Source organism: Cognatiluteimonas profundi (assembly GCF_009792795.1).
Taxonomy (GTDB): Bacteria; Pseudomonadota; Gammaproteobacteria; order Xanthomonadales; family Xanthomonadaceae; genus Cognatiluteimonas; species Cognatiluteimonas profundi.
Window position 1 is genome coordinate 51,254 of the sequence record NZ_VKHQ01000005.1, and the last position, 21,144, is coordinate 72,397.

Annotated in this window: 21 protein-coding genes; 13 read left to right on the forward strand and 8 right to left on the reverse strand. The window is 67.3% G+C overall.

Features of this window, described 5'->3' with window-relative positions; all coding sequences use genetic code 11:
• Positions 1-731: 731 nt before the first annotated feature.
• The gene (gene msrA / locus GST15_RS10180) at positions 732-1,397 is read right to left on the reverse strand and encodes a peptide-methionine (S)-S-oxide reductase MsrA (RefSeq protein ID WP_159017193.1); all 666 of its coding nucleotides are present in this window, start codon (positions 1,395-1,397) and stop codon (positions 732-734) included.
• A gap of 172 nt (positions 1,398-1,569) precedes the next feature.
• Here msrA and GST15_RS10185 point away from each other — a divergent pair, with 172 nt between their 5' ends.
• The 4 genes from GST15_RS10185 to GST15_RS12885 all read left to right on the forward strand — a co-directional run bounded on the left by GST15_RS10185 (position 1,570) and on the right by GST15_RS12885 (position 5,834).
• Complete coding sequence (locus GST15_RS10185; RefSeq protein WP_159017194.1) at positions 1,570-3,333, forward strand: glutamine--tRNA ligase/YqeY domain fusion protein; 1,764 nt, start codon at positions 1,570-1,572, stop codon at positions 3,331-3,333.
• 38 nt (positions 3,334-3,371) lie between these two features.
• On the forward strand, positions 3,372-3,929 hold the full coding sequence (locus GST15_RS10190) for a nucleoside deaminase (protein ID WP_159017509.1): 558 nt from the start codon (positions 3,372-3,374) through the stop codon (positions 3,927-3,929).
• Positions 3,930-4,979, forward strand: coding sequence for a 23S rRNA (cytidine(2498)-2'-O)-methyltransferase RlmM (gene rlmM, locus GST15_RS10195; protein ID WP_159017195.1), 1,050 nt, complete (start codon positions 3,930-3,932; stop codon positions 4,977-4,979). It abuts the gene before it with no gap.
• A gap of 102 nt (positions 4,980-5,081) precedes the next feature.
• On the forward strand, positions 5,082-5,834 hold the full coding sequence (locus GST15_RS12885) for an EF-hand domain-containing protein (protein ID WP_233263151.1): 753 nt from the start codon (positions 5,082-5,084) through the stop codon (positions 5,832-5,834).
• 58 nt (positions 5,835-5,892) lie between these two features.
• Here GST15_RS12885 and GST15_RS10205 read toward each other — a convergent pair whose 3' ends face one another.
• Both GST15_RS10205 and ubiH read right to left on the reverse strand, forming a co-directional pair.
• On the reverse strand, positions 5,893-7,098 hold the full coding sequence (locus GST15_RS10205; RefSeq protein ID WP_159017196.1) for a UbiH/UbiF family hydroxylase: 1,206 nt from the start codon (positions 7,096-7,098) through the stop codon (positions 5,893-5,895).
• Positions 7,095-8,303, reverse strand: coding sequence for a 2-octaprenyl-6-methoxyphenyl hydroxylase (gene ubiH / locus GST15_RS10210; protein WP_159017511.1), 1,209 nt, complete (start codon positions 8,301-8,303; stop codon positions 7,095-7,097). Before ubiH ends, GST15_RS10205 begins: the two co-directional genes overlap by 4 nt.
• Positions 8,304-8,375: 72 nt before the next feature.
• Between ubiH and GST15_RS10215 the strand changes: the two genes are divergently transcribed.
• The 9 genes from GST15_RS10215 (at position 8,376) to GST15_RS10255 (ending at position 17,450) form a co-directional block, all read left to right on the forward strand.
• Positions 8,376-8,945, forward strand: a complete 570-nt coding sequence (locus GST15_RS10215) for a DUF6580 family putative transport protein (protein ID WP_159017197.1) — start codon at positions 8,376-8,378, stop codon at positions 8,943-8,945.
• Between the two features lie 18 nt (positions 8,946-8,963).
• Positions 8,964-9,518: a cob(I)yrinic acid a,c-diamide adenosyltransferase gene (locus tag GST15_RS10220; protein WP_159017198.1), complete on the forward strand. Its 555-nt coding sequence runs from the start codon at positions 8,964-8,966 to the stop codon at positions 9,516-9,518.
• Positions 9,499-10,449, forward strand: coding sequence for a histone deacetylase family protein (locus GST15_RS10225; RefSeq protein WP_159017199.1), 951 nt, complete (start codon positions 9,499-9,501; stop codon positions 10,447-10,449). The genes GST15_RS10220 and GST15_RS10225 overlap by 20 nt, the downstream gene beginning before the upstream one ends.
• Before the next feature lie 104 nt (positions 10,450-10,553).
• A complete protein-coding gene (lptD, locus tag GST15_RS10230) occupies positions 10,554-12,935 on the forward strand; it encodes an LPS assembly protein LptD (RefSeq protein ID WP_159017200.1) in 2,382 nt (793 codons plus the stop codon).
• Positions 12,932-14,326: a peptidylprolyl isomerase gene (locus GST15_RS10235; protein WP_159017201.1), complete on the forward strand. Its 1,395-nt coding sequence runs from the start codon at positions 12,932-12,934 to the stop codon at positions 14,324-14,326. Before lptD ends, GST15_RS10235 begins: the two co-directional genes overlap by 4 nt.
• On the forward strand, positions 14,327-15,301 hold the full coding sequence (gene pdxA, locus GST15_RS10240) for a 4-hydroxythreonine-4-phosphate dehydrogenase PdxA (RefSeq protein WP_159017202.1): 975 nt from the start codon (positions 14,327-14,329) through the stop codon (positions 15,299-15,301).
• Positions 15,298-16,113, forward strand: coding sequence for a 16S rRNA (adenine(1518)-N(6)/adenine(1519)-N(6))-dimethyltransferase RsmA (gene rsmA / locus GST15_RS10245; RefSeq protein WP_159017203.1), 816 nt, complete (start codon positions 15,298-15,300; stop codon positions 16,111-16,113). The genes pdxA and rsmA overlap by 4 nt, the downstream gene beginning before the upstream one ends.
• A 35-nt stretch (positions 16,114-16,148) precedes the next feature.
• Positions 16,149-16,526 (forward strand): Co2+/Mg2+ efflux protein ApaG, encoded by a 378-nt coding sequence (gene apaG, locus GST15_RS10250; protein ID WP_159017204.1) that lies wholly within the window; start codon positions 16,149-16,151, stop codon positions 16,524-16,526.
• Positions 16,527-16,553: 27 nt separating this feature from the next.
• Complete coding sequence (locus GST15_RS10255) at positions 16,554-17,450, forward strand: symmetrical bis(5'-nucleosyl)-tetraphosphatase (protein WP_159017205.1); 897 nt, start codon at positions 16,554-16,556, stop codon at positions 17,448-17,450.
• Here GST15_RS10255 and GST15_RS10260 read toward each other — a convergent pair.
• The 5 genes from GST15_RS10260 to GST15_RS10280 form a co-directional block, all read right to left on the reverse strand.
• The gene (locus tag GST15_RS10260) at positions 17,438-17,926 is read right to left on the reverse strand and encodes a dihydrofolate reductase (protein ID WP_159017206.1); all 489 of its coding nucleotides are present in this window, start codon (positions 17,924-17,926) and stop codon (positions 17,438-17,440) included. The two genes, GST15_RS10255 and GST15_RS10260, sit on opposite strands and share 13 nt — an antisense overlap.
• 2 nt (positions 17,927-17,928) lie before the next feature.
• Entirely contained in the window at positions 17,929-18,723 is a 795-nt protein-coding gene (locus GST15_RS10265; RefSeq protein WP_159017207.1) for a thymidylate synthase, read from the reverse strand.
• Positions 18,720-19,622 (reverse strand): prolipoprotein diacylglyceryl transferase, encoded by a 903-nt coding sequence (gene lgt, locus GST15_RS10270; RefSeq protein ID WP_159017208.1) that lies wholly within the window; start codon positions 19,620-19,622, stop codon positions 18,720-18,722. The genes GST15_RS10265 and lgt overlap by 4 nt, the downstream gene beginning before the upstream one ends.
• A gap of 116 nt (positions 19,623-19,738) precedes the next feature.
• Positions 19,739-20,245, reverse strand: coding sequence for a TPM domain-containing protein (locus tag GST15_RS10275; RefSeq protein ID WP_159017209.1), 507 nt, complete (start codon positions 20,243-20,245; stop codon positions 19,739-19,741).
• Positions 20,245-21,132, reverse strand: a complete 888-nt coding sequence (locus GST15_RS10280; protein WP_159017210.1) for a TPM domain-containing protein — start codon at positions 21,130-21,132, stop codon at positions 20,245-20,247. The genes GST15_RS10275 and GST15_RS10280 overlap by 1 nt, the downstream gene beginning before the upstream one ends.
• Positions 21,133-21,144: the final 12 nt, after the last annotated feature.

Consider the following 21,144-nt stretch of genomic DNA (forward strand, 5'->3'; position numbering starts at 1 on the left):
AACGCTTTCGCCGTTGCCGGCACTGCAAACTGCTTGCCTGCGGCGCTTTAAACGCTTTCGCCGTTGGCGAGTTACTTTTCTTTGCAGGCGCCCAAAGAAAAGTAACCAAAAGAAAGGGCGCTTTCCCGATCAAAGCTAATTTTGGTTAGCGAGTCACTCGACCATTTTCAGACTCGCCATCCATGGCTCGACTGAAAACGGCGCCCATCCATGGGCGCCGCCCTTCGGGTGGGCGCAGTGCACGGTGCGACGGGTATTTTTAGCAGCGAGAGACGGAACGATGCTGCGGCGCACCTTGTCGCTGGCATCGACAAAGCACTCGCGACCGCGACCCGCCCGGGTGCGGTCGTCATCAACATTGAAGCGCCCGGTCGCAGCTCACGCAGCTCCTACGAAGAGCGGGTACACGGTCGACGTCGCGTCTGCTGTCGCTGTCGCTGTCGCTGTCGCTGTCGCTGTCGCCGTTGCCGCCGCTGCCGCCGCTGCCGCTAAAAATGTGCGGAAACTGCTGCATTCCGCAGACCCGGAGGGCGGCGCGCAGGACGCGCGCCGTTTTCGGCCGAGCCATGGATGGCGAGTCCGCAAATCCGCGACTGCCCACACCAATACCAGCTGTGCTCTTGAGCGGAAGGGCCTTTCTTTTGGTTACTTTTCTTTGGCCCCACAAAGAAAAGTAACTCGCCAACGGCGAAAGCGTTTAAAGCGCCGCAGGCAGAACAGTCACCAGCACCTTATGCCTCCACCCCAACAGCACAACTCACCCCCGCCCCTCCGATCCCGCAATACCCCATCGGGTTCTTCGCCAGGTATTGCTGGTGCTCGTCTTCGGCGTAGTAGAACGCAGGAGCCGGAAACACGATCTCCGTGGTGATGTCGCCAAGGCCTGCCGCGCGCAATCGTTGCTGGTAGGCATCGCGACTGGCGCTCGCCATCGCGTATTGCGCCGGCGTCTGGCAATGGATCACCGAGCGGTATTGGGTGCCGGTGTCGTTGCCCTGGCGCATGCCCTGGGTCGGGTCGTGGCTTTCCCAGAACACGCGCAGCAGCTGCTCGAATGACACGACGTCCGGGTCGTACACCACGAGCACGACTTCAGAATGTCCGGTCAACCCGCTGCAGACTTCGCCATAGGTCGGGTTCGGCGTATGTCCACCGGCATAGCCCACCGCGGTGGTCACCACTCCGGGCATCGACCAGAACTTGCGCTCGGCGCCCCAGAAGCAGCCCATTCCGAAGTGCACCCGCTGCATGCCGTCGAAGGCATCGCGCAGCGGCCGCCCATGGACGTGGTGCGCGTTGCGCAGGGGCATCGCCGTGTGGCGGCCCGGCAACGCATCCTCCGGGCGCGGCATGCGTTGCTTGTGCGCACCGATGCCCAAGCGTGGGAATCCAGCCATCCTGTCTCTCCTGCCCCGTTCGATACCGATGGATGGGGGTTCGCGGCGCGCCCGTCAAGTGGCCCGTGCTAGCGGGGATCGTGCGCGCGGACATCCGCACCAGCGGGCCAACGCGATGATGGCGGCAGGCGCTCCGCTACACTGGCGGCCGTTTTCAGCGTGATCCAGACCTGTGTCCAATCCTTCCGCGCCCTCCCCCGCCACCCCTGCCGCCGCCGGCACGCCCGAGGCGCCACATCGCCAGGATTTCATCCGGCAGATCGTGCGCGAGGACCTGGCGAGTGGCCGGATCCAAGCGCCGCGCACCCGGTTCCCGCCGGAACCCAACGGTTACCTGCACATCGGGCACGCCAAGGCGATCTGCCTGGATTTCGGCATCGCCAGCGAATTCGGCGGCAGCTGCAACCTGCGTTTCGACGACACCAACCCGGCCAGGGAAGATCCCGAATACGTCACCGCGATCCAGGACGACGTGCGCTGGCTCGGCTTCGAGTGGCACGCGTTGCGGCATGCGTCGGACTACTTCGACGTCTTCTACCTGGCGGCCGAGAAGCTCATCCGCAATGGCGACGCGTTCGTCTGCGACCTCAGCGCCGAGCAGGTGCGCGAGTACCGCGGCAACCTGACCCAGCCCGGTCGCAACTCGCCGTTCCGCGACCGCACGCCCGCCGAGAACCTCGAACTCTTCCGGCGCATGCGCGCGGGCGAGTTCGCCGATGGCGAGCGCACCGTGCGCGCGAAGATCGACATGTCCAGCGGCAACATCAACCTGCGCGATCCGGCGCTATACCGGATCAAGCACGTCGAGCACCAGAACACCGGCGCCGCGTGGCCGATCTATCCGATGTACGACTTCGCCCACTCGCTCAGCGATGCGGTCGAAGGCATCACCCATTCGCTGTGCACGCTGGAGTTCGAGGACCATCGCCCGCTGTACGACTGGTGCGTGGACAAGGTCGACCTCGCCGGCTCGCCGGAACTGCTGGCGCCGCTGCTGGCCCGCGGGTTCCCCAACGAAGCCGGCAAGCCGCGACAGATCGAGTTCTCCCGCGCGAACCTCAACTACACCGTGATGAGCAAGCGCAAGCTGATGGCGCTGGTGCAGGCCGGCCTCGTCGATGGCTGGAACGATCCGCGCATGCCGACGCTGCAGGGCATCCGTCGCCGCGGCTACACGCCGGCATCGCTGCGCCTGTTCGCCGAACGCATCGGCATCAGCAAGCAGAATTCGCTGATCGACTATTCGGTGCTCGAAGGCTGCCTGCGCGATGACCTCGACGCCACCGCACCGCGACGCATGGCGGTGATCGAGCCGTTGAAGGTCGTGCTGGACAACCTGCCGGCGGATTTCGAGGAATCGCTGGCGTTCTCCAACCATCCCAAGGACGAGAGCCTCGGCAAGCGGCAGATCCCGTTTTCACGCGAGTTGTGGATCGATCGCGAGGATTTCGCCGAAGTGCCGCCCAAGGGTTTCAAGCGCCTGATCCCGGGCGGCGAAGTCCGCCTGCGTGGCGCCGGCATCATCCGTTGCGACACGGTCGTGAAGGATGCCGATGGCGAGGTGGTCGCATTGCATTGCACGCTCGATCCGGAATCGCGCCCGGGCATGGAAGGCGCCAATCGCAAGATCAAGGGCACGATCCATTGGGTCAGTGCGCGGCACGCGGTGCCCGCCGAGATCCGCCTGTACGACCGTCTCTTCCTCGTGCCCGATCCGGACAACGATGAAGATGGCAAGACCTACCAGGACCACCTCAATCCGGCATCGCGACGCACGGCACGCGGTTATGTCGAACCAGCGGCGGCCGGCGCCGCGCCCGAGCAGTCCTACCAGTTCGAACGGACTGGTTATTTCGTCGCCGATCGCTACGACCATCGCGCCGATGCGCCGGTGTTCAATCGCAGCGTGACCCTGCGCGACACCTGGACGGGATAAGCGGCAATGCGGCGTTCGTCCATCCGGTGCCTGCGCTGATGCTGCTGGGACAACTGCACCTGACGCTGCCGGTGTGGGTGCACGAGATCGCCGATCGCGCCATCTACGCCAGCGACGACGACAAGATGGCGCTGGCGATCCTGCTGGCGCGCAACAACATCGAGGCGGGCAGCGGCGGGCCGTTCGGCGCGGCCGTGTTCGACGACAACGGGCGCCTGATCGCGGTGGGCGTCAACCGCGTGCTGCAGCAGAACTGCTCGCTGGCGCACGCCGAGACCATGGCCTGCATGCTTGCGCAGCAGCGCCTGCAGCGCTCGCGCCTCAACGAGGACGGCGGCCGGATCACGCTGGCGACATCCGCGCAGCCGTGTTGCCAGTGCTATGGCGCGACTTTCTGGGCCGGCATCGACCGCCTGCTGATCGGGGCACGCAGCGAGGACGTGATGACGCTGACCGACTTCGACGAAGGTCCGTTGCCCCAGGACTGGATCGGCGAACTCGAGCGCCGCGGTATTGCCGTGGTCCGCGACCTGCAACGCGAGGCGGCCTGCGCCGTGCTCGAGGCCTACGCAGCGCAGCAAGGCCCGGTGTACTGAATGACGGCCAGCGGCGGACTGCTGTGTTACTGCCGCGCCGGCTTCGAGCCGGAGCTGGCGGCCGAGCTTACCGAGCGCGCGGCATACGCCGGGCAATCCGGCCATGCGCGCGCGGACCGCGGCACGGGTTACGTGGTGTTTTCCGCCAGCGACAGCGGGGCGATTTCACGATCGCTGCCGTGGCGCGAGCTGATCTTCGCGCGGCAGAAGCTCGAGCTCGTCGCCGAACTGCGGGCGCTGGATCCACGCGACCGGGTGACGCCGATACTCGACGCGCTGCGCGGCCAGGGCGGCTTCGGGACACTGCTGGTGGAGCATCCCGATTCGGATGCCGGCAAACCGCTCGCCGGGCTTGCGCGCAGCTTCGGCAATGCACTGCGTCCGGCCTTGCGCAAGGCCGGGATCCTGTCGCCGCGCGACGATGAATCCGCGCCGCGCCTGCATGTCTGCTTCATCGACGGCGACCATGCCTTCGTCGGCGTCAGCCGGCCGCGCGACAGCTCGCCATGGCCGCTGGGAATCCCGCGCCTGCGGATGCATGCCGATGCGCCATCGCGATCGGCGCTCAAGCTCGACGAGGCGTTGCTGGTCCTGCTGGATGCGGACGAACGCAGCCGCCTGCTGCAGGCCGACATGCGCGCAGCCGACCTCGGCGCCGCGCCCGGCGGCTGGACATGGGTGCTGACCCGCCATGGCCTGCGCGTCACCGCCATCGACAACGGGCCATTGCGCCCGCAGTTGCTGGAAAGCGGTCGCGTGGAACACCTGCGCGCCGATGGCTTTGCCTGGCGGCCACCGCAGCCTTTGGACTGGATGGTGTGCGACATGGTCGAACAACCCAGCCGTGTCGCCGAACGCATGGCGACGTGGATGCGCGAAGGCTGGTGCCGGCGGACGATCTTCAACCTCAAGCTGCCGATGAAGAAACGCTGGCAGGAAACCCGGACCTGCCTCGACCTCTTCGCCGAACAATCGCAACGGCCGATGACGATACGTGCCCGCCAGCTCTTCCACGATCGCGAGGAAATCACCGTCTACGCCTCTGCTTGAGGCAACGCGGCCGTATTCAGCTGGCGTTGGGGCGGTTGACACCGGCTTGATGGGGAGGGGGCTACGTTCGGCGGGTTCCCCGACCCCCATGAGGCACGCACGATGCAATCGCCCATCAGAATCCAATTGACCCTGGCCATCCTCGCCACGCTGGCATTCGCCGGAAGCGCCATCGCCCAGGACAGCGGCGTGGCCAAGGCCAAGACCGTCAAGAAGACCGAAGCCGCCGTGAAGTCGGCGACGTCCAATGCCATCCAGGCCGATACCGAAGCCGAAAAGGCCAAGGCCGCGGCTGATGCCGCACTGCGAGCCAGCAATGCCCCCGCCGTGACCAGCGAGGGCGAGGCCGCCGCCGACACGCATGCGTCCGCCGCGACATCCGCCGCCGAGCAGGCGCAGGATGCCGCCGTCCAGGCGCAGACCGGGGTTGCGCAGACGCAGTCCGCCAATGCCATCGCCAACTACGGCATCAACCGCGGTGGCACCGAAGCCACGGCCGCACAGGGTGCCGCGACGGCCAGCATGGCCGCCCAGAGCGCGGCCGATGCTGCAGCCCAGGCGCAGGCGGCAGCCGGAGCGGCGCAGGACGCGTCGCAGATGGCGCCACCGCCACCGCCGGCAGCACCTGCCCCGGACGCCTCCGCAAGTGGCGAGGTCAACGTCACCTCGCATCCGGGCAACTCGATCTCGAGCAACTACCACGTCGATTTCGACGCCATGGACAGCAACCATGACGGCAACATCAGCCGCGCCGAAGCCAAGGGCAACGCCGACCTGATGCGCGAGTTCCGCGTGGTCGACAGCAACCACAACGGTCGCCTGAGCAAGCAGGAAATGAGCGGCTGGCTCGACTGAGCTGCAGCTGGCTGAACCCGACAACGCCCCGCTAGCCGGGGCGTTGTCGTTTGTCGCGTCAGAGTCCCGACGCGCGACGCCAGAGCAGGTGTGCCAATGGCGGAATGCGCCCAGCCGCGCCCAGCAGCCGGCCCCGCAACAGGGTGGGGACCACCGCATCGCTGCCGAAGACACGATTGATGCCGTCGAAGGCGTGCGCCGCCACCGCGTTGTCGCTCTTGCGGGCGCGCGCCCAGCGCGCGAGGCGCGCGGGGGCGCTCCAGTCGGCGCGCGCGGATTTCGCAGCGATGACGGCGTCGCGCAATCCGGCGACATCACGCAATCCCAGGTTGACGCCCTGCCCGGCCAGCGGATGCACCACGTGCGCGGCATCGCCGATGGCGAGGATGCGACCGTGGACGTACGCATGCGCAAGCTGGCGACGCAGCGGAAATGCCGCCCGTGCCGACTGCATCCGCACCCGCCCCAGGCGGGCATCGAACGCACGCGTCAGCGCATCGGCGAAAGCGTCGTCGTCCAGGCCGAGCAGCCGCGTCGCTTCCTCATCGGGCACCGTCCAGACGATCGAACTGCGATGGCCTGGTCTGGCAATCGCGCCGGCCGGGTCGGGACACGGCAGGAAGGCCAGCGGGCCGCCCGGCAGGAATCGCTGCCAGGCCGTGTCGCCATGGGGCTGCTCGGTCTGGACATAGGCGACGATGCCGCGCTGGCGGTAGTCGTGTCGGCTGACATCGATGCCCGCGAGCCGGCGTAAGGTCGAGTCCGCGCCGTCGGCGGCGATGGCGATGCCCGCGTCGATCCCCGAACCGTCCTCCAGCTGCAGGCGCACGCCGGCGTCGTCCTGCTCGCAGCCTGCGATGCGGGCCGGACAATGCATCCGCACGCCGGCAGCAATGGCGCCTTCCCACAGGCGGTCGACCAGCAGGCCGTGCTCGATGATCCAGCCCAGCTCCCGTCGCCCGAATGCGTCCGCATCGAACAGCAACTCGCCACCGCCAGCGGCGTCCCACACGCGCATGCGGCGGTAGGCCTGCGCGCGAGCACTCGCGATGGCGGTCCACACGCCCAGCGAATCCAGCAAACCGGCGTTGTCCGGCGCGATCGCATAGACGCGCAGGTCCGGTTGTCCTGCCTGCCACGTCGACGGCGCCGCAGCCTCGACGAGGACGACGTCCAGGCCGGCCCGTGCCAAAGCCAATGCCGCGCAGGTGCCGACCACGCCACCACCGACGATGGCGACATCCGCCCGTCCACGCCGGTTCATTGCTGCACGCTCCGGCACAACAGCGGCACGCTGCCGCGATATCCCATCGCGCCGCCGACGAGCCATCCCTGCAGGATCGGCAGGCGGTCGGCAGCCAGCATCCCAAGCGATCGCAGCGGGCGCAGCAGCGTTCCGGGATTGGTTGTCAGTCGCGCCAGGCCATCGGAGAACGCCAGCGTGCGTTCGCGGTCCTCGCGCCGACGGTCGGCATGGTCGGACAACAGCGCATCGGCGCCGGGATCCTGCTGCCCGGCGACGAGTTCGGCGAGGGTCAAGGCATCCCGCAAGCCGAGGTTGAAGCCTTGGGCGCCGATCGGGTGCAGCGTCTGCGCGGCATTGCCGACCAGCACCGCACGACGGAGCACCAGTTCGCGCGCCCACAGGCTGGTCGCGGCATAGCGGCTGCGATCTCCGACCGTCAGGAAGCGGCCGACGCGCCAGCCGAATGCCCGCTGCAGCCGATCGAGGAATGCAGTGTCGTCCAGCGCCTGCACGCGGTCGGCATCGGCGTCCGACACCCCATGCACGACGCCGAAGTGGCGGTCGGCGCGCGGCAGCAGGGCAGTCGGGCCGGATTCGCCGAAACGTTCGTACGCGGTGCCATCCGGCGCACGCTCGGTACGGACGCGGGCGACGAACAACGTCTGGCCATAGTCGTGTTCCTCTGCGTGGATGCCGAGCGCGCCGCGAACCGCACTGCGGGTGCCGTCGGCAGCGACGAGCAGCCGCGCTGCGATCGTGCGTTCGCCGGTGTCGTCGACGATGCGGACATGGCGCGCGTCGTCATCACCCTCGCCAAGCCCCAGGAAACGCGCCGGCCGGTAACGCGTCACATGGGTCGTTTCCGCCAGCCGCGCTTCCAGCGCCTGGCCAAAGTCGCGAGCCACCACCACCTGTCCGAACGCATCGCGGCCGTACGTCGTCGCATCGAGGCGAACGCGTCCGAAGTCACCGCTGCGGCTGACGTGGATCCTGCGGATCGGCGCCGTGGGTGTCCGCAGCTTCTGCAGGACGCCCAACGCCGACAAGGCATTCACGGTGGCTTCGGCAAAGCTGAGGTTGCGCTGGTCGAATACGGCCGGCAGTGCCCCGGCCGGGCTCGCTTCGATCAGGGCGACATCGATGCCGCCAAGGTCCAGCGCGATCGCAAGACTGGTGCCGACCAGCCCGCCACCCACGATGGCCACGTCATGTCGTGTCGACACCATGCTGATGAGAGGCCGGATGGGTGGGTGCGTTATGCTACCGGTTCCCGCCGAACGACTCGCGCGCACTCAATGAATCGCCCTGCTGCTTCCGTTGCCCCCGGCCCGCTGGTACTCGCGGGACTGATCGTCGTCGCCGCGCTGACGCGCCTGCTGCCGCATCCGCCCAATTTTTCGCCGGTCGAGGCGATCGCATTGTTCGGCGGTGCGTACTTCGCCTCGCGGCAATGGGCGGCCATCGTGCCGCTGCTGGCCATGCTGGTGTCCGACCTGGCGCTTGGCGCGCTGCATGGCGGCGATTACACCAGCTACCTCGGCGGTGCCAGCTTCTGGTCGGTCTATGCCTGCATCGCGCTGACGGTCGTGCTCGGCCTCGGGCTGCGCGGGAAGGTCACCGGCGCCCGCGTGCTGGGTTACGCGCTGACGGGGTCGATCATCTTCTTCGTGGTGACCAACTTCGCCGCCTGGCTGTCCGATCCGATGTATCCGCGCACGTCCGCTGGCCTTGCGGCCGCCTATGTTGCCGGCATTCCCTTCTTCCGCTGGACGCTGCTGGGCACCCTGTCCTACAGCGCGGCGCTGTTCGGCGGTTTTGCGCTCCTGCGCGGCCGCGTGCCTGCGTTGCGGGCCCGGACCATCTAGCGCCCACAGGTTTCCACGGTGGGAAATCGCCTCAGCAAGATCTACACCCGCACCGGCGATGACGGCACCACGGGTCTGGGGGATGGCAGCCGCGTCGCCAAGGATTCGGCGCGCGTCGCCGCCTACGGCACTGTCGACGAAGCCAATTCCGCGATCGGCCTGGTGCTCGCCGCGAATCTTCCAACCGACATCGCCGGCCTGCTGACGACCGTGCAGCACCAGTTGTTCGACCTCGGCGGCGAGCTGTGCATCCCGGGACACGCGGCGATCTTCGATGCGGACATCACCGCGCTCGAGGCGGCGCTGGACCATCACAACGCGCCGCTGCCGCCGCTGAAGGACTTCATCCTGCCTGGCGGCGGCGAAGCGGCGGCGCGCTGCCACCTGGCGCGCACCATCGTGCGACGCGCCGAGCGCGAAACCGTGACACTCGCGCGACACGATGCGGTGCGGCCGCAGGCGATCCAATACCTCAACCGCCTGTCCGACCTGTTGTTCGTGCTGTCGCGCGTCCTGGCCAGGGCCAGCGGCCACGGCGAAGTGCTCTGGAACCATGATCGCCGCAAGCCCTGAGCAGCGGGTTGCGACGGTGCACGTGTACACGCATCCCGCGTGCCTCGCCCACGACACGGGTCCAGCACATGCCGAGCGCCCGGAGCGACTGGCCGCCGTGACCGGAGCGCTGCACGACGCATTTCCAGACCGGCTGCAGTGGCACGAGGCGCCGCGTGCCACCCACGAGCAGTTGTCACGCGCGCATGTTCCCGCGTTGTTGCACAGCGTGCTGGACGCCGCGCCGTCGCAACGCATCCTGCTGGATCCCGACACCGTCCTGTCGCCAGGCTCGGCCGAAGCCGCATTGCGAGCCGCGGGCGCCGCCGTCGCCGCCGTCGACGCGGTGCTGTCAGGCGCGTGCACACGGGCCTTCTGTGCAGTACGTCCCCCTGGCCACCATGCGACCGCGGATACCGCCATGGGGTTCTGCCTTTTCAACAATGTCGCCGTCGCGGCCTTGCACGCTCTCGATGCACACGGCCTGCAGCGCGTGGCGATTGCCGATTTCGATGTCCATCACGGCAACGGCACCCAGGCCATCTTCGAAGGCGATGCACGGGTGCTGTTCCTGAGCTCGCACCAGATGCCGCTGTATCCCGGTACCGGCGAGGCCTCTGAAACGGGAGTCGGCAACATCCACAATGCCCCGCTGCCACCGGATACCGGCAGCGATGGATTTCGCCATGCCTGGGAGACGCGCCTGCTTCCGGCCATCGACGGATTCAGGCCGCAGCTGGTGCTGGTGTCGGCGGGCTTCGATGCGCATGCCCGCGATCCCCTGGCACAGATGGGACTCGTCGCCGACGACTACGCGTGGCTGACCCGCCGGCTTGTGGCGCTGGCCCAGCGCCATGCCGATGGCCGCATCGTGTCCCTGCTCGAGGGTGGATACGACCTGGCGGCGCTGCGCGAGTCCAGCGTGGCGCACGTGGCCGCCCTTCTCGACTGAATGCCACCGCGCGGCTGAGGCGGCGGAGCCGGATTCCCGTTTGCATTGCCGCTACCCCATGGATACGGCAAGCTAACGGCCGATTTCCGCTGACGGATGCCCGCGTGCGCCGAACCCTCCGCTTGCTGCCCTTGCCCTTGTGCATTGGCCTGTCGCTCGCAGCACATGGCGCCGAAAATCGACCGGACGAATGGCGCCTGTGCCCGATCCAGGACGCCGTCCCCGCCTTCTCCGATGCCCAGCAGCCAACGGGCAGCCCGGCGACGCGCATCCAGCAACCGACCGACATCGAGGGCGACCAGCTCTCCGGCACCGAGTCGAATCCGCAGTTCCAGGGGAATGTCGCGTTGCGGCGCGGCGACCAGTTCCTGGGCAGCCGCAAGCTGACCTACGACAGCAGCACCGGCAAGTACGTGGCCGAGGGCGACGTCCGCTACCAGGACTCGGGCATGCGCATGGTGGCCGATCGCGCCGAGGGCGACCAGAACGCCGACACGCACAACGTGCAGAACGTGCACTACCAATTGATGTCGCGTCGCGGCAACGGCGGTGCCGAGCATATCGAGATGCATGGCTCGCAAGGCAGCTTGTACGGCGCCACGTATTCCACCTGCCCGCCCGAGGATCGCCGGTGGGAGCTGCGCGCGCAGCGCATCGACGTGGATACCGACGCCGGCACCGGCGTGGCGCGCAACGCCACGCTGCGTGTCGGCCGCGTGCCGGTGCTGTACGTCCCGTGGTTCCCGTTCCCGATCGACGATCGTCGGCGGACGGGATTGCTGTCGCCGAGCATCGCCTTGTCCGGTCGCAATGGCTTCGACTACCGGCAGCCGTACTACATCAACCTGGCGCCGAACTACGACGCCACGCTGACGCCACGGCTGATGACCAGCCGCGGCCTGCAGCTGGGCGCGCAGTTCCGCTATCTGACCTACACCGGCCGTGGCGTGTTCGATTTCGCCTTCCTGCCCAACGACAAGCTCACCGACCGGGATCGCCAGAAGGAGATCGACGAGGGCGTGCCCGAAGCCAACCGGCGCAAGGACAACCGCGGCTTCTTCCGTTTTGTCGGCAACCAGAACATCAACAGCACATGGCAGGCGCGCGCGAACCTCAACTGGATCAGCGACCCGCGCTACCTGGAGGACTTCAACAACAACCTCAACGGGCTGACCCCTTTCTCGGTGACCAGCGACATTGGCATATACGGCCACAGTCGTTACTGGGACGCCGGAATTTCAGCTGACCACAAGCAGCTGGCCGACTACACGGTCAATCGGGTTTTCCTTCCCTACAACCGCCTGCCGCGCGCCTACCTGCGCTGGGACCAGCCGCTGACGCAATGGTTCGACGTTGGCGTGGATGCCGAGGCCGTGCGCTTCCAGGATCCGGTCAAACCCGGCGGCAGCCGCGTCGATTTGAAGCCATTCGTCAGCATGCCGCTGCAGGGGGCCAGCTGGTTCGTCACGCCCACGCTGGCGTGGCGCTACACCGGTTATCGCCTCGACCAGGGCATGGCGCCCGGCGGCGGCAGCACCACCCCCAGCCGCAGCATGCCCATCGCCTCGGTCGATGCGGGCCTGTATTTCGACCGCAACATGACCTGGGGTGGCGAGACCTTCCTCAACACGCTGGAGCCGCGCCTGTTCTACCTGCGCGTGCCCTATCGCGACCAGAGCGGCCTGCCACTGTTCGATACCCGCCCGCTGACCTTCAGCTGGGGCCAGCTGTTCCGCGACAACCGCTACACCGGAGCCGATCGCCAGACCGATGCCAACCAGCTGACGCTGGCGCTGACCAGCCGCTTCATCCGGCAGTCCGACGGCCGCGAAAAGCTCTCGGCAAGCATCGGCCAGATCAAGTACTTCGATCCCTCGCAGGTCACCGTGCCGGGCGAGCAGCCGGTGGAACGCGGCAGTTCGGCCTGGATCGCCGACAGCACCTGGAACGTCAATGATCGCTGGACGATCGGCGGCTCCTACCAGTGGGATCCCAAATTCCGACGGCAGGACCTGGCCAGTTTCCGCACCCGGTACCTGATCGGCGACGAGGGGATCGTCAACCTCGGCTATCGCTACCGGCGCAACCTGCTCAAGCAGGTGGACCTGTCGTTCCTGTACCCGCTCAACGATTCCTGGAGCGTGGTGGGGCGTTATTACTACTCCCTGTACCGCAAGGCGAGCTCGAATCCACTGCTGGACCAGCAGCCCAAGCTGCTGGAGGGAATCCTTGGGGTGCAGTGGGACAGCTGCTGCATGGCGGTGCGGCTCGTCGGCCGCCGCTATATCCAGAACCGCCAAGGCGACGTCAACTCGGCGATCCAGCTCGAGATTGAATTCAAGGGCCTTGGCTCCGCCGGTCCGGACACGGAGAGCCGTTTGCGCCGTGCTATTCTCGGCTACTACCGCGAGGACCTCTACCTCGTACCGCCCTCCGAAGTCACCGGCAGCGGCGATGACTCCAACCCCCCCGAAATCACACCATGAACAAATTGTTCGCCTGCCTCATCGTCTTCACTGCCCTGCTCGGCGGCGTCCTTGCGCCCGCGCAGGCGCAGCAATCCGCACCGCAGCCCCTGGATCGCATCGTTGCGGTGGTCGACGCCGACGTGATCCTGCAGAGCGAGCTGGATCGTGCCGAGCGCAATATCCGCTCGCAGTACGCCAATCGCCAGGACCAGTTGCCGCCGTCGGACGTCCTGCGGCGCCAGGTCCTGGAGCGCCTGATCCTGGTCCGGCTCGAGGTCGCCCGTGCGGCTGAGATGGGCGTGCGCGTCAGCGACGAGGAGGTCGATGCCGCCGTCGCCAACATCGCCCGCCAGAACAAGATCACGCCGGAACAGTTGCAGGCGCAGCTGGCCCAGCAGGGACAGTCATCGGCGGATTTCCGCAATTCGCTGCGCGACGAACTGACCGCGCAGCGCCTGCGGCAGCATTTCGCGCAGAGCCGCATCAGCGTCAGCGACGCGGAAGTCGATGCAGCGCTCGCGGCGCAGGCCAGCAATGGCCCGCAGTACCACATGGCGAACATCCTGATCGCGCTGCCCGAGAATGCAACGCCGGAAGAGATCAAGACGGCGCAGACGAAGATCGATGGCATCAAGGCCTTGCTCGACAAGGGTGGAATCGACTTCCCGGCAGCGGCCGTCCGCTACTCGGACAGTGCCAATGCACTGGAGGGCGGCGACCTGGGCTGGCGCAGCCTGGATGAGGTTCCCAGCGCCTTTTCCGCCACGCTCAAGGACATGCAGGTCGGACAGGTGATCGGGCCGACGCGCGGGCCCAGCGGGTTCCAGCTGCTCAAGCTGATCGAGACGCGCGACGCCAGCAAGGCGGCGCCGCAAATGGTCACGCAGTACCACGCCCGCCATATCCTGGTGCGCACCGGCGACAACATCAGCGACGAACAGGCCAAGGCGAAGATCGACACGCTGCGCGCGCGCCTGACAGGCGGTGCCGATTTCGCGACCGTCGCCAGCGACAGTTCGGAAGACGTCAACAGCGCAGCCCGTGGTGGCGACCTGGGGTGGTTCACCCCGGAAACCTTCGGCCCGGAATTCGGTTCGCAGGTGACGGCCTTGCAGGATGGCCAGGTATCGCAGCCCTTCAAGTCCGAAGCCGGCTGGCACATCGTGCAGCGCATCGGCACGCGACAGGCCGATGCCGGCGAAGAAAACCGCCGCGCGCAGATTCGCGAAACCATCGGACAGCGCAAGCTGGAAGAAGAATGGACGCGCTACCAGCGTGACATGCGCAACGAGGCCTACGTCGACATCCGACTGGCCGACAAACCGTCCGATGGCACGACACCGCCAGCAGGCGCTACCGGCAACGATTCCGCCAGCCCGGCGCAGCCAGCGCCGAACTCCGGCGGCTGAATGTCACGGCCACGGCTGGCGCTGGTACCGGGCGAACCGGCCGGCGTCGGCCCCGAGTTGTGCGTTCGTGCCGCCCAGCAGGCTTGGGAAGCCGATCTGGTTGCCTTCGGTGACGGCGACAGCCTGCTGAGGGCGGCCGCGGCGCTCGGACTTCCGCTTCGCCTGACCAGCGCCGACGCACCGTCGAGCCCCGGCTCGTTGCCGCTGGTGGACGTGCGCAGCGCCGTCGCCACGGTTTTCGGGCACCCCGACCCTCGCAACGCAGCCAGCGTGCTGGATGCCATGACATTGGCTGCCGGCGCCTGCCTGGCCGGGGACTTCGATGGACTGGTGACCGGCCCGGTCAACAAGGCCGTGATCAACGCCGGAGGCCTTGCCTACACAGGCACCACGGAATTGCTGGCCAGGCAGGCCGGCTGCGACGTGGTGATGATGCTGGCCAATGACGTGGTGCGCGTCGCCCTTGCCACCACCCACCTGCCCTTGCGCCAGGTGGCCGATGCGATCGATGCATCCTCATTGACCCGGACCCTGCGCATCCTGCATGCGGCCCTGGAAGCCGACTTCGGCGTCATCGACCCGGTGATCGCCGTCCTCGGGCTCAATCCACATGCCGGCGAGGAAGGCCACCTGGGCTCCGAGGAGATCGAGATCATCAGCCCGGTGATCGCGCGCCTTCGCGCCGGGGGCATGCGACTGGTCGGGCCGCTGCCAGCGGACAGCGCGTTCCTGCCAGCGAAGCTGCGTGACTTCGATGCGGTGCTGGCGATGTACCACGACCAGGGATTGCCGGTCCTCAAGTACAGCGGCTTCGAACACGCGGTCAACATGACGCTGGGCCTGCCCTACCCGCGCGTGGCCGTGGACCACGGCACGGCGCTGGATATCGCCGGTAGCGGCTGCGCCGATCCGTCGAGCCTGTTTGCCGCGATCCAGGCCTGCACCCGGATCGCGCACGCCAGGCGCGCCGCATGAGCCGCTCGCCGCCCCGCCGCAACGCAGCTGGGTTTTCCGAACTCGCGAAAAAGCACCTCGGCCAGAACTTCCTGCACGACCGCGCGGTGGTGGACAAGATCGTGCTGGCGGTCAACCCGCAGCCGGGCGACAGGCTGGTGGAGATCGGTCCCGGGCAGGGGGCGTTGACGTTTCCGCTGCTCGATCGCATCGGTGAGATGACCGCGATCGAGTTCGATCGCGACCTGCTGCAGCCACTTGCGCAAGCGGCAACGGCGCATGGCACGCTCACCCTGATCGCGGCCGACGTCCTGAGTGTCGACTTCACCGCGCTGGCAGGCGACGGGCAGCTGCGCCTGGTCGGCAACCTGCCGTACAACCTGTCGTCGCCGATCCTGTTCCACGCGCTGGACCACGCCAGCGCGGTCCGCGACATGCACTTCATGCTGCAGAAGGAAGTCGTCGAACGCATGGCCTCCGGCCCCGGCAACAAGGTGTACGGCCGCCTGAGCGTGATGCTGCAGGCCTACTGCACGGTGACGCCGTTGTTCACCGTCGCGCCCGGTTCGTTCCGGCCGGCGCCGAAGGTGGATTCCGCGGTCGTGCGGCTGGTTCCGCGACCGCCGCAGACCATCGGCATCGATGATCCCCGCCGCTTCGCGGCCGTCGTTCGCGCCGCCTTCGGACAGCGCCGCAAGACGCTGCGCAATGCGCTGGATGGTGTTGTCGACAGCGAGACCATGATGGCCGCCGGTGTGCGCCCGGACCTGCGCGCGGAGCAGCTGGCGGTGGCGGATTTCGTCCGGATCGCGAACGTCCCCGTCGCGGCGTAGCCCATGCGTTCACGTTCGACGCTTACACTGGCGTCATGAACACGAATCATGACTTCGACATCGACGTCGCAACCCGTTACCTGGACGAGCAGTCCGAGCCCGACCAGGACCGCTATGTCTTCGCGTATACGGTCCGCATCCGCAACAACGGCAGCGTTCCGGCGCAATTGCTGGGTCGCCACTGGGTCATCACCGATGCCAACGGTGTCGTGCAGGAAGTGACCGGCGAAGGCGTGGTCGGCGAGCAGCCCTGGCTGCGCCCGGGTGAAGACTTCTCCTATACGTCCGGCGCCGTGCTGCAGACCCACCTGGGCACGATGCAGGGCAGCTACGAGATGGTCGCGGACGACGGCACGCATTTCGAGGCGCAGATCCCGGCCTTCACCTTGTCCGTCCCGCGCACGCTGCACTGAGCCGATGCACGCGGCGGCAGGCAGCGCATGAGCATCTGGGCGATCGGCGACCTGCAGGGCTGCTATGGACCGACCCAGCGGTTGCTCGAGCGCATCCGCTTCGATCCGGCGGTCGACACGCTCTGGTTCTGCGGCGACCTCGTCAACCGTGGCGGGGAATCACTGGAAACCTTGCGGCTCGTGCACTCCCTGCGTGCCAGCAGCATCGTCGTGCTGGGCAACCATGACCTGTCGCTGCTTGCCATCGGCGAGCGGCACCACGACGAGAAGATGAAGGTCAATGTCGACCTGCAACGCGTCCTGTTCGCCGACGACAGCGACACGCTGCTGGCCTGGATGCGGATGCAACCACTGGTGCACGTCGACCGCGCGCTCGGATGGATGATGGTGCACGCGGGACTTGCGCCCAAGTGGACGACATCGCTGGCCGAGCGCCACGCGCGCGAAGTCGAGCAGCGACTGCGTGGCGACGGATTCCGCAAGCTGCTGAAGAACATGTACGGCGATCGCCCCGCCTGGTCGCCGAATCTCGTCGGCCTGGAGCGCGATCGCGCGATCATCAACGTGTTCACGCGGCTGCGCTACTGCACGCCGCGCGGCCGGATCGCCTTCGATGCGAAGGGCGCGCCTGGCACGCAGCCGGCGGGTTTGTACCCCTGGTACGAGGTTCCGGGGCGCGTGGAACGCGACCTCAAGATCGTCTGCGGACACTGGTCCACGCTCGGCCTGTTAATCGGCAACGGCGTGCACATGATCGACACCGGCGCGGTCTGGGGCGGCAAGCTCACGGCCCTGCAGCTGGACACCGACGAGCTACGCGTGGTGCAGGTGCCGGGGCGCGACGTGCCGGCGCCACGGCCACGTCCCGGCGCGTCCGCTCCGCATGCGCGCCCCGCGCGACACGCGTCCGCTCAGCGGGCGTAATCCACGAATTCGAACGCGAACGCGTGCCGGTCATCGGCGGCGTGCGATTCGCGGCCGACGACGCGCCATTGCGTCAGGTCCAGCGTCGCGGGGAAATACACATCGGGCGACTCGACCTCGCCGTCGACCCAGGTCAGATGCAGTCGGGTGGCGATCGGCAGCGTCATCGCGAACACCTGCGCACCACCGATCACGCACAACTCGCCAGCATCCCTGGCCAGGTCCAGTGCCTCGTCGACGCTGGCCACGACTTCCATTCCGGGAAACGGCGCTTCATCGCCGCGCGTCAGTACCAGGTTGCGTCGCCCGGGCAGGGCGCGACCGAGCGACTGCGCGGTCTTGCGGCCCATGAGCATCGCCTTGCCCAGCGTCAGCGCCTTGAACCGGCGCAGGTCGTCGGGCAGGTGCCATGGCAGGTCGTTGCCCTTGCCGATGGCGAGCTTGCGATCCAGCGCCGCAATCAGGCTGACCTGCATCCCTAGACCGCCACCGGCGCCTTGATCGCCGGCAACGGCGCGTAGCCCTGCAACGCGATGTCGTCGAAGGTGAAGGCGAACAGGTCCGTGACCGCGGGGTTGAGCACCAGGGTCGGCAACGGCCCCGGGGAGCGCGACAACTGCTCGCGCGCCTGTTCCATGTGGTTGGAGTACAGGTGCGCGTCGCCGAGGGTATGGATGAATTCACCCACGCCCAGGCCAGTCACCTGCGCGACCATGTGGGTCAGCAGCGCATAGCTGGCGATGTTGAAGGGCACGCCCAGGAAAATGTCGCCGCTGCGCTGGTACAGCTGGCAACTGAGCTTGCCGTCGGCGACATAGAACTGGAACAGCGTGTGGCAGGGCATCAGCGCCATCTGCGGCAACTCGGCGACATTCCACGCGCTGACGATCAGCCGTCGCGAGTCGGGATTGCGCTTGATCTCCTCCACCACCCAGGCGATCTGGTCGATGGTACTGCCGTCGGCGGCGCCCCAGCGGCGCCATTGCTTGCCGTACACCGGACCGAGCTCTCCGTGCTCGTCAGCCCACTCGTCCCAGATCGACACCTTGTTGGCATGCAGGTAGGCGGTGTTGGTGTCGCCTTTGAGGAACCACAACAGCTCGTGCACGATCGACCGCAGGTGCACTTTCTTGGTCGTGACCAGCGGGAACCCCTGGGCCAGGTCGAAGCGCATCTGCCAGCCGAAGACGCTGCGCGTGCCGGTGCCGGTGCGGTCCGCCTTCTCCGCGCCGTGTTCGAGGACGTGCCGCAGCAGGTCGAGATATTGCTTCATGGCGCCAAGGGCTTGCCCTGGGATGCCGGAACGGCCGGTGCCGGCTCGACGATCGGCGATCGCCGCGACAGCCACAACCAGTAAAGCCCGACGAGGATCACCGGGACCTCCAGCAACTGGCCCATCGTCAACCAGCCGAAGGCGATGTAACCCAACTGGACATCGGGGATGCGTACGAACTCCACCGCGAACCGGAACACGCCATACATCACCGCGAACAGGCCCGAGACGGCGTAACGATGGCGCGGCTTGCCCGAGTAGGTCCACAGCACTGCGAACATCACCAGGCCTTCCAGCGCGACTTCATACAGCTGCGAGGGGTGCCGTGCGAAGGCATTCAGCGCCCCCGACTCGAATTGCGCACGCAACGCCGTGGTATCCAGGATGTCCAATGGCGCGGGAAGCGCGCGCGGAAACACCACACCCCAGTCGCCGCCGGTCAGTTTTCCCCACAACTCGCCGTTGATGTAATTGCCGAAGCGGCCAAACGCCAAGCCCGGCGGCACCAGCGGCGCCACGAAATCCATCGTGTCGAACAGGCGCACCTGGTGGCGACGCGACCACCAGGCCGCGGCGACGAACACGCCGATCATGCCGCCATGGAAGCTCATCCCGCCCTGCCAGACCTTGAAGATGTCCAGCGGGTTCTGGATGTAGGTCTGGAGATCGTAGAAGAGGATGTAGCCGACCCGCCCGCCGAGGACGACGCCAAGCATTCCGTAGAACAGCAGGTCGCCGTAGGCGGCCTCGTCGATTCCCGGCAGCCGGCCCTGGCGGATGCGATGCCTGCCCAGGAACCAGCAGGCCGCGAATGCCAGCAGGTACATCACCCCGTACCAATGGATCTGCAGCGGACCGAGCTGCAGGGCAATGGGGTTCATCTGGTGCAGGATGATCATGCGGCAGGCAGGCTCTTTGGGAAGGGATGACCGCAGTGGCCGGGCGGCGTCGAGGAGCGGACGGCGCGCTCGTCATTTTGCCCGACGCCGACGCTTCCGTGCAGCGGCATCCGACTCTAATCGAACACGTGGGGCCGGTCCGCCAGCTCGTTGCGCGCAGCGTCACCGCTTCCGCGCGGAAAATGGTCCGCGAGCAACGCCGATACCGCGTGCACGCCGGTGATCGCGGCGGCTTCTGCGTCGCCGGCTTTCAGGCGTTCCTCCATCTGCTGGCACACCGCCCGCCATTGCGCGTCCCCGATGCGTCCGGAAAGCCCACGATCAGCCAGGATCTCGATGCGGTGATCCGCCATCAGCAGGTAGATCAGCACGCCGTTGTTGGCCTCGGTGTCCCAGACGCGCAACTGCGAGAACACGTGGCCGGCGCGATCTCGTGCGGCGTGGCCACCGAGCGCGGCGAGGAATGGCAGTGCCGGCTCCACGGCAAACACGACCTGGCCGCGATGGCTGGCCTCGCCTTCCGCGATCGCAGCCGCGATGCGTTGCAGGCTGGCCTCCGGATAAAGCCGGCCGGCGGAGCCCGCGAACAGGTGGCGCAGCGCGCGCGCCAGGCCGCCGGCCATCACCAGCTCCCCGAGGCGCCACCGCCTCCACTCATGCCGCCGCCCCCCGACCAGCCTCCACCGCCACCGAATCCACCGCCGCCAAACCCGCCACCACCCCACCCGCCAAATCCGCCGAGCCGGCCGCCGCGGGCAAAGCCGCCAGCCGATGGCCTCGACAAGCCGAGGAAGAATCCGATGACCGCCCCCAGGCCGCCAACCAGCAGCAGCGACGACAGCAGCCACGCAATGAAACCTGCCGCGCCCGCGCCGACAACGCCGCGCAGCAGGGACGGTGCGCGCCCGAAGATGCCGCGAACGACCTGCGCGACCATGAAGGCCGCGAACAAGGCGAACAGCCAGTTGCTACCCGTGTCGGTCGGCGGCTGCGATTCGGCCATCGGTTCGGGCAGGGGTTCGCCATCGATCAGTTTGACCAACGCGGCGGAGGCGTCGTTGAGCCCGCCGGCGTAATCGTTGGCACGGAATTTCGGCACCAGGTATTCCTGGATGATGCGGTTGGCGATGGCATCGGGAATGGCGCCCTCCAGGCCGTAGCCCGGCTCGATGCGGGCGCGGTGGTCGTCCTTCGCCACGACGATGAGCACGCCATCGTCGACGTGTTGCCGCCCCAGCTTGTACTGGTCGAATCCGCGCGTCGTGTACTGCTCGATCGTTTCAGGCTGCGTGGTCGGCACCATCAGGACCTGCAGCTGGCTGCCCTTGCGTTGTTGCAGGGCAAGGGCCTGCTGCACCAGCGCCTGCTTCTGTTCGGCGGTCAGCGTGCCGGTGGTATCCACCACCGGCGAGTCCAGCGCGGGAATCGCCGCAAGCGACTGCGCCCAGGCCGCATGCCAGCCAATGCACAGCAGGCTGGCCAGCAACCACCGGCCGACCAGCGGACGCATCAGGCGCTCACC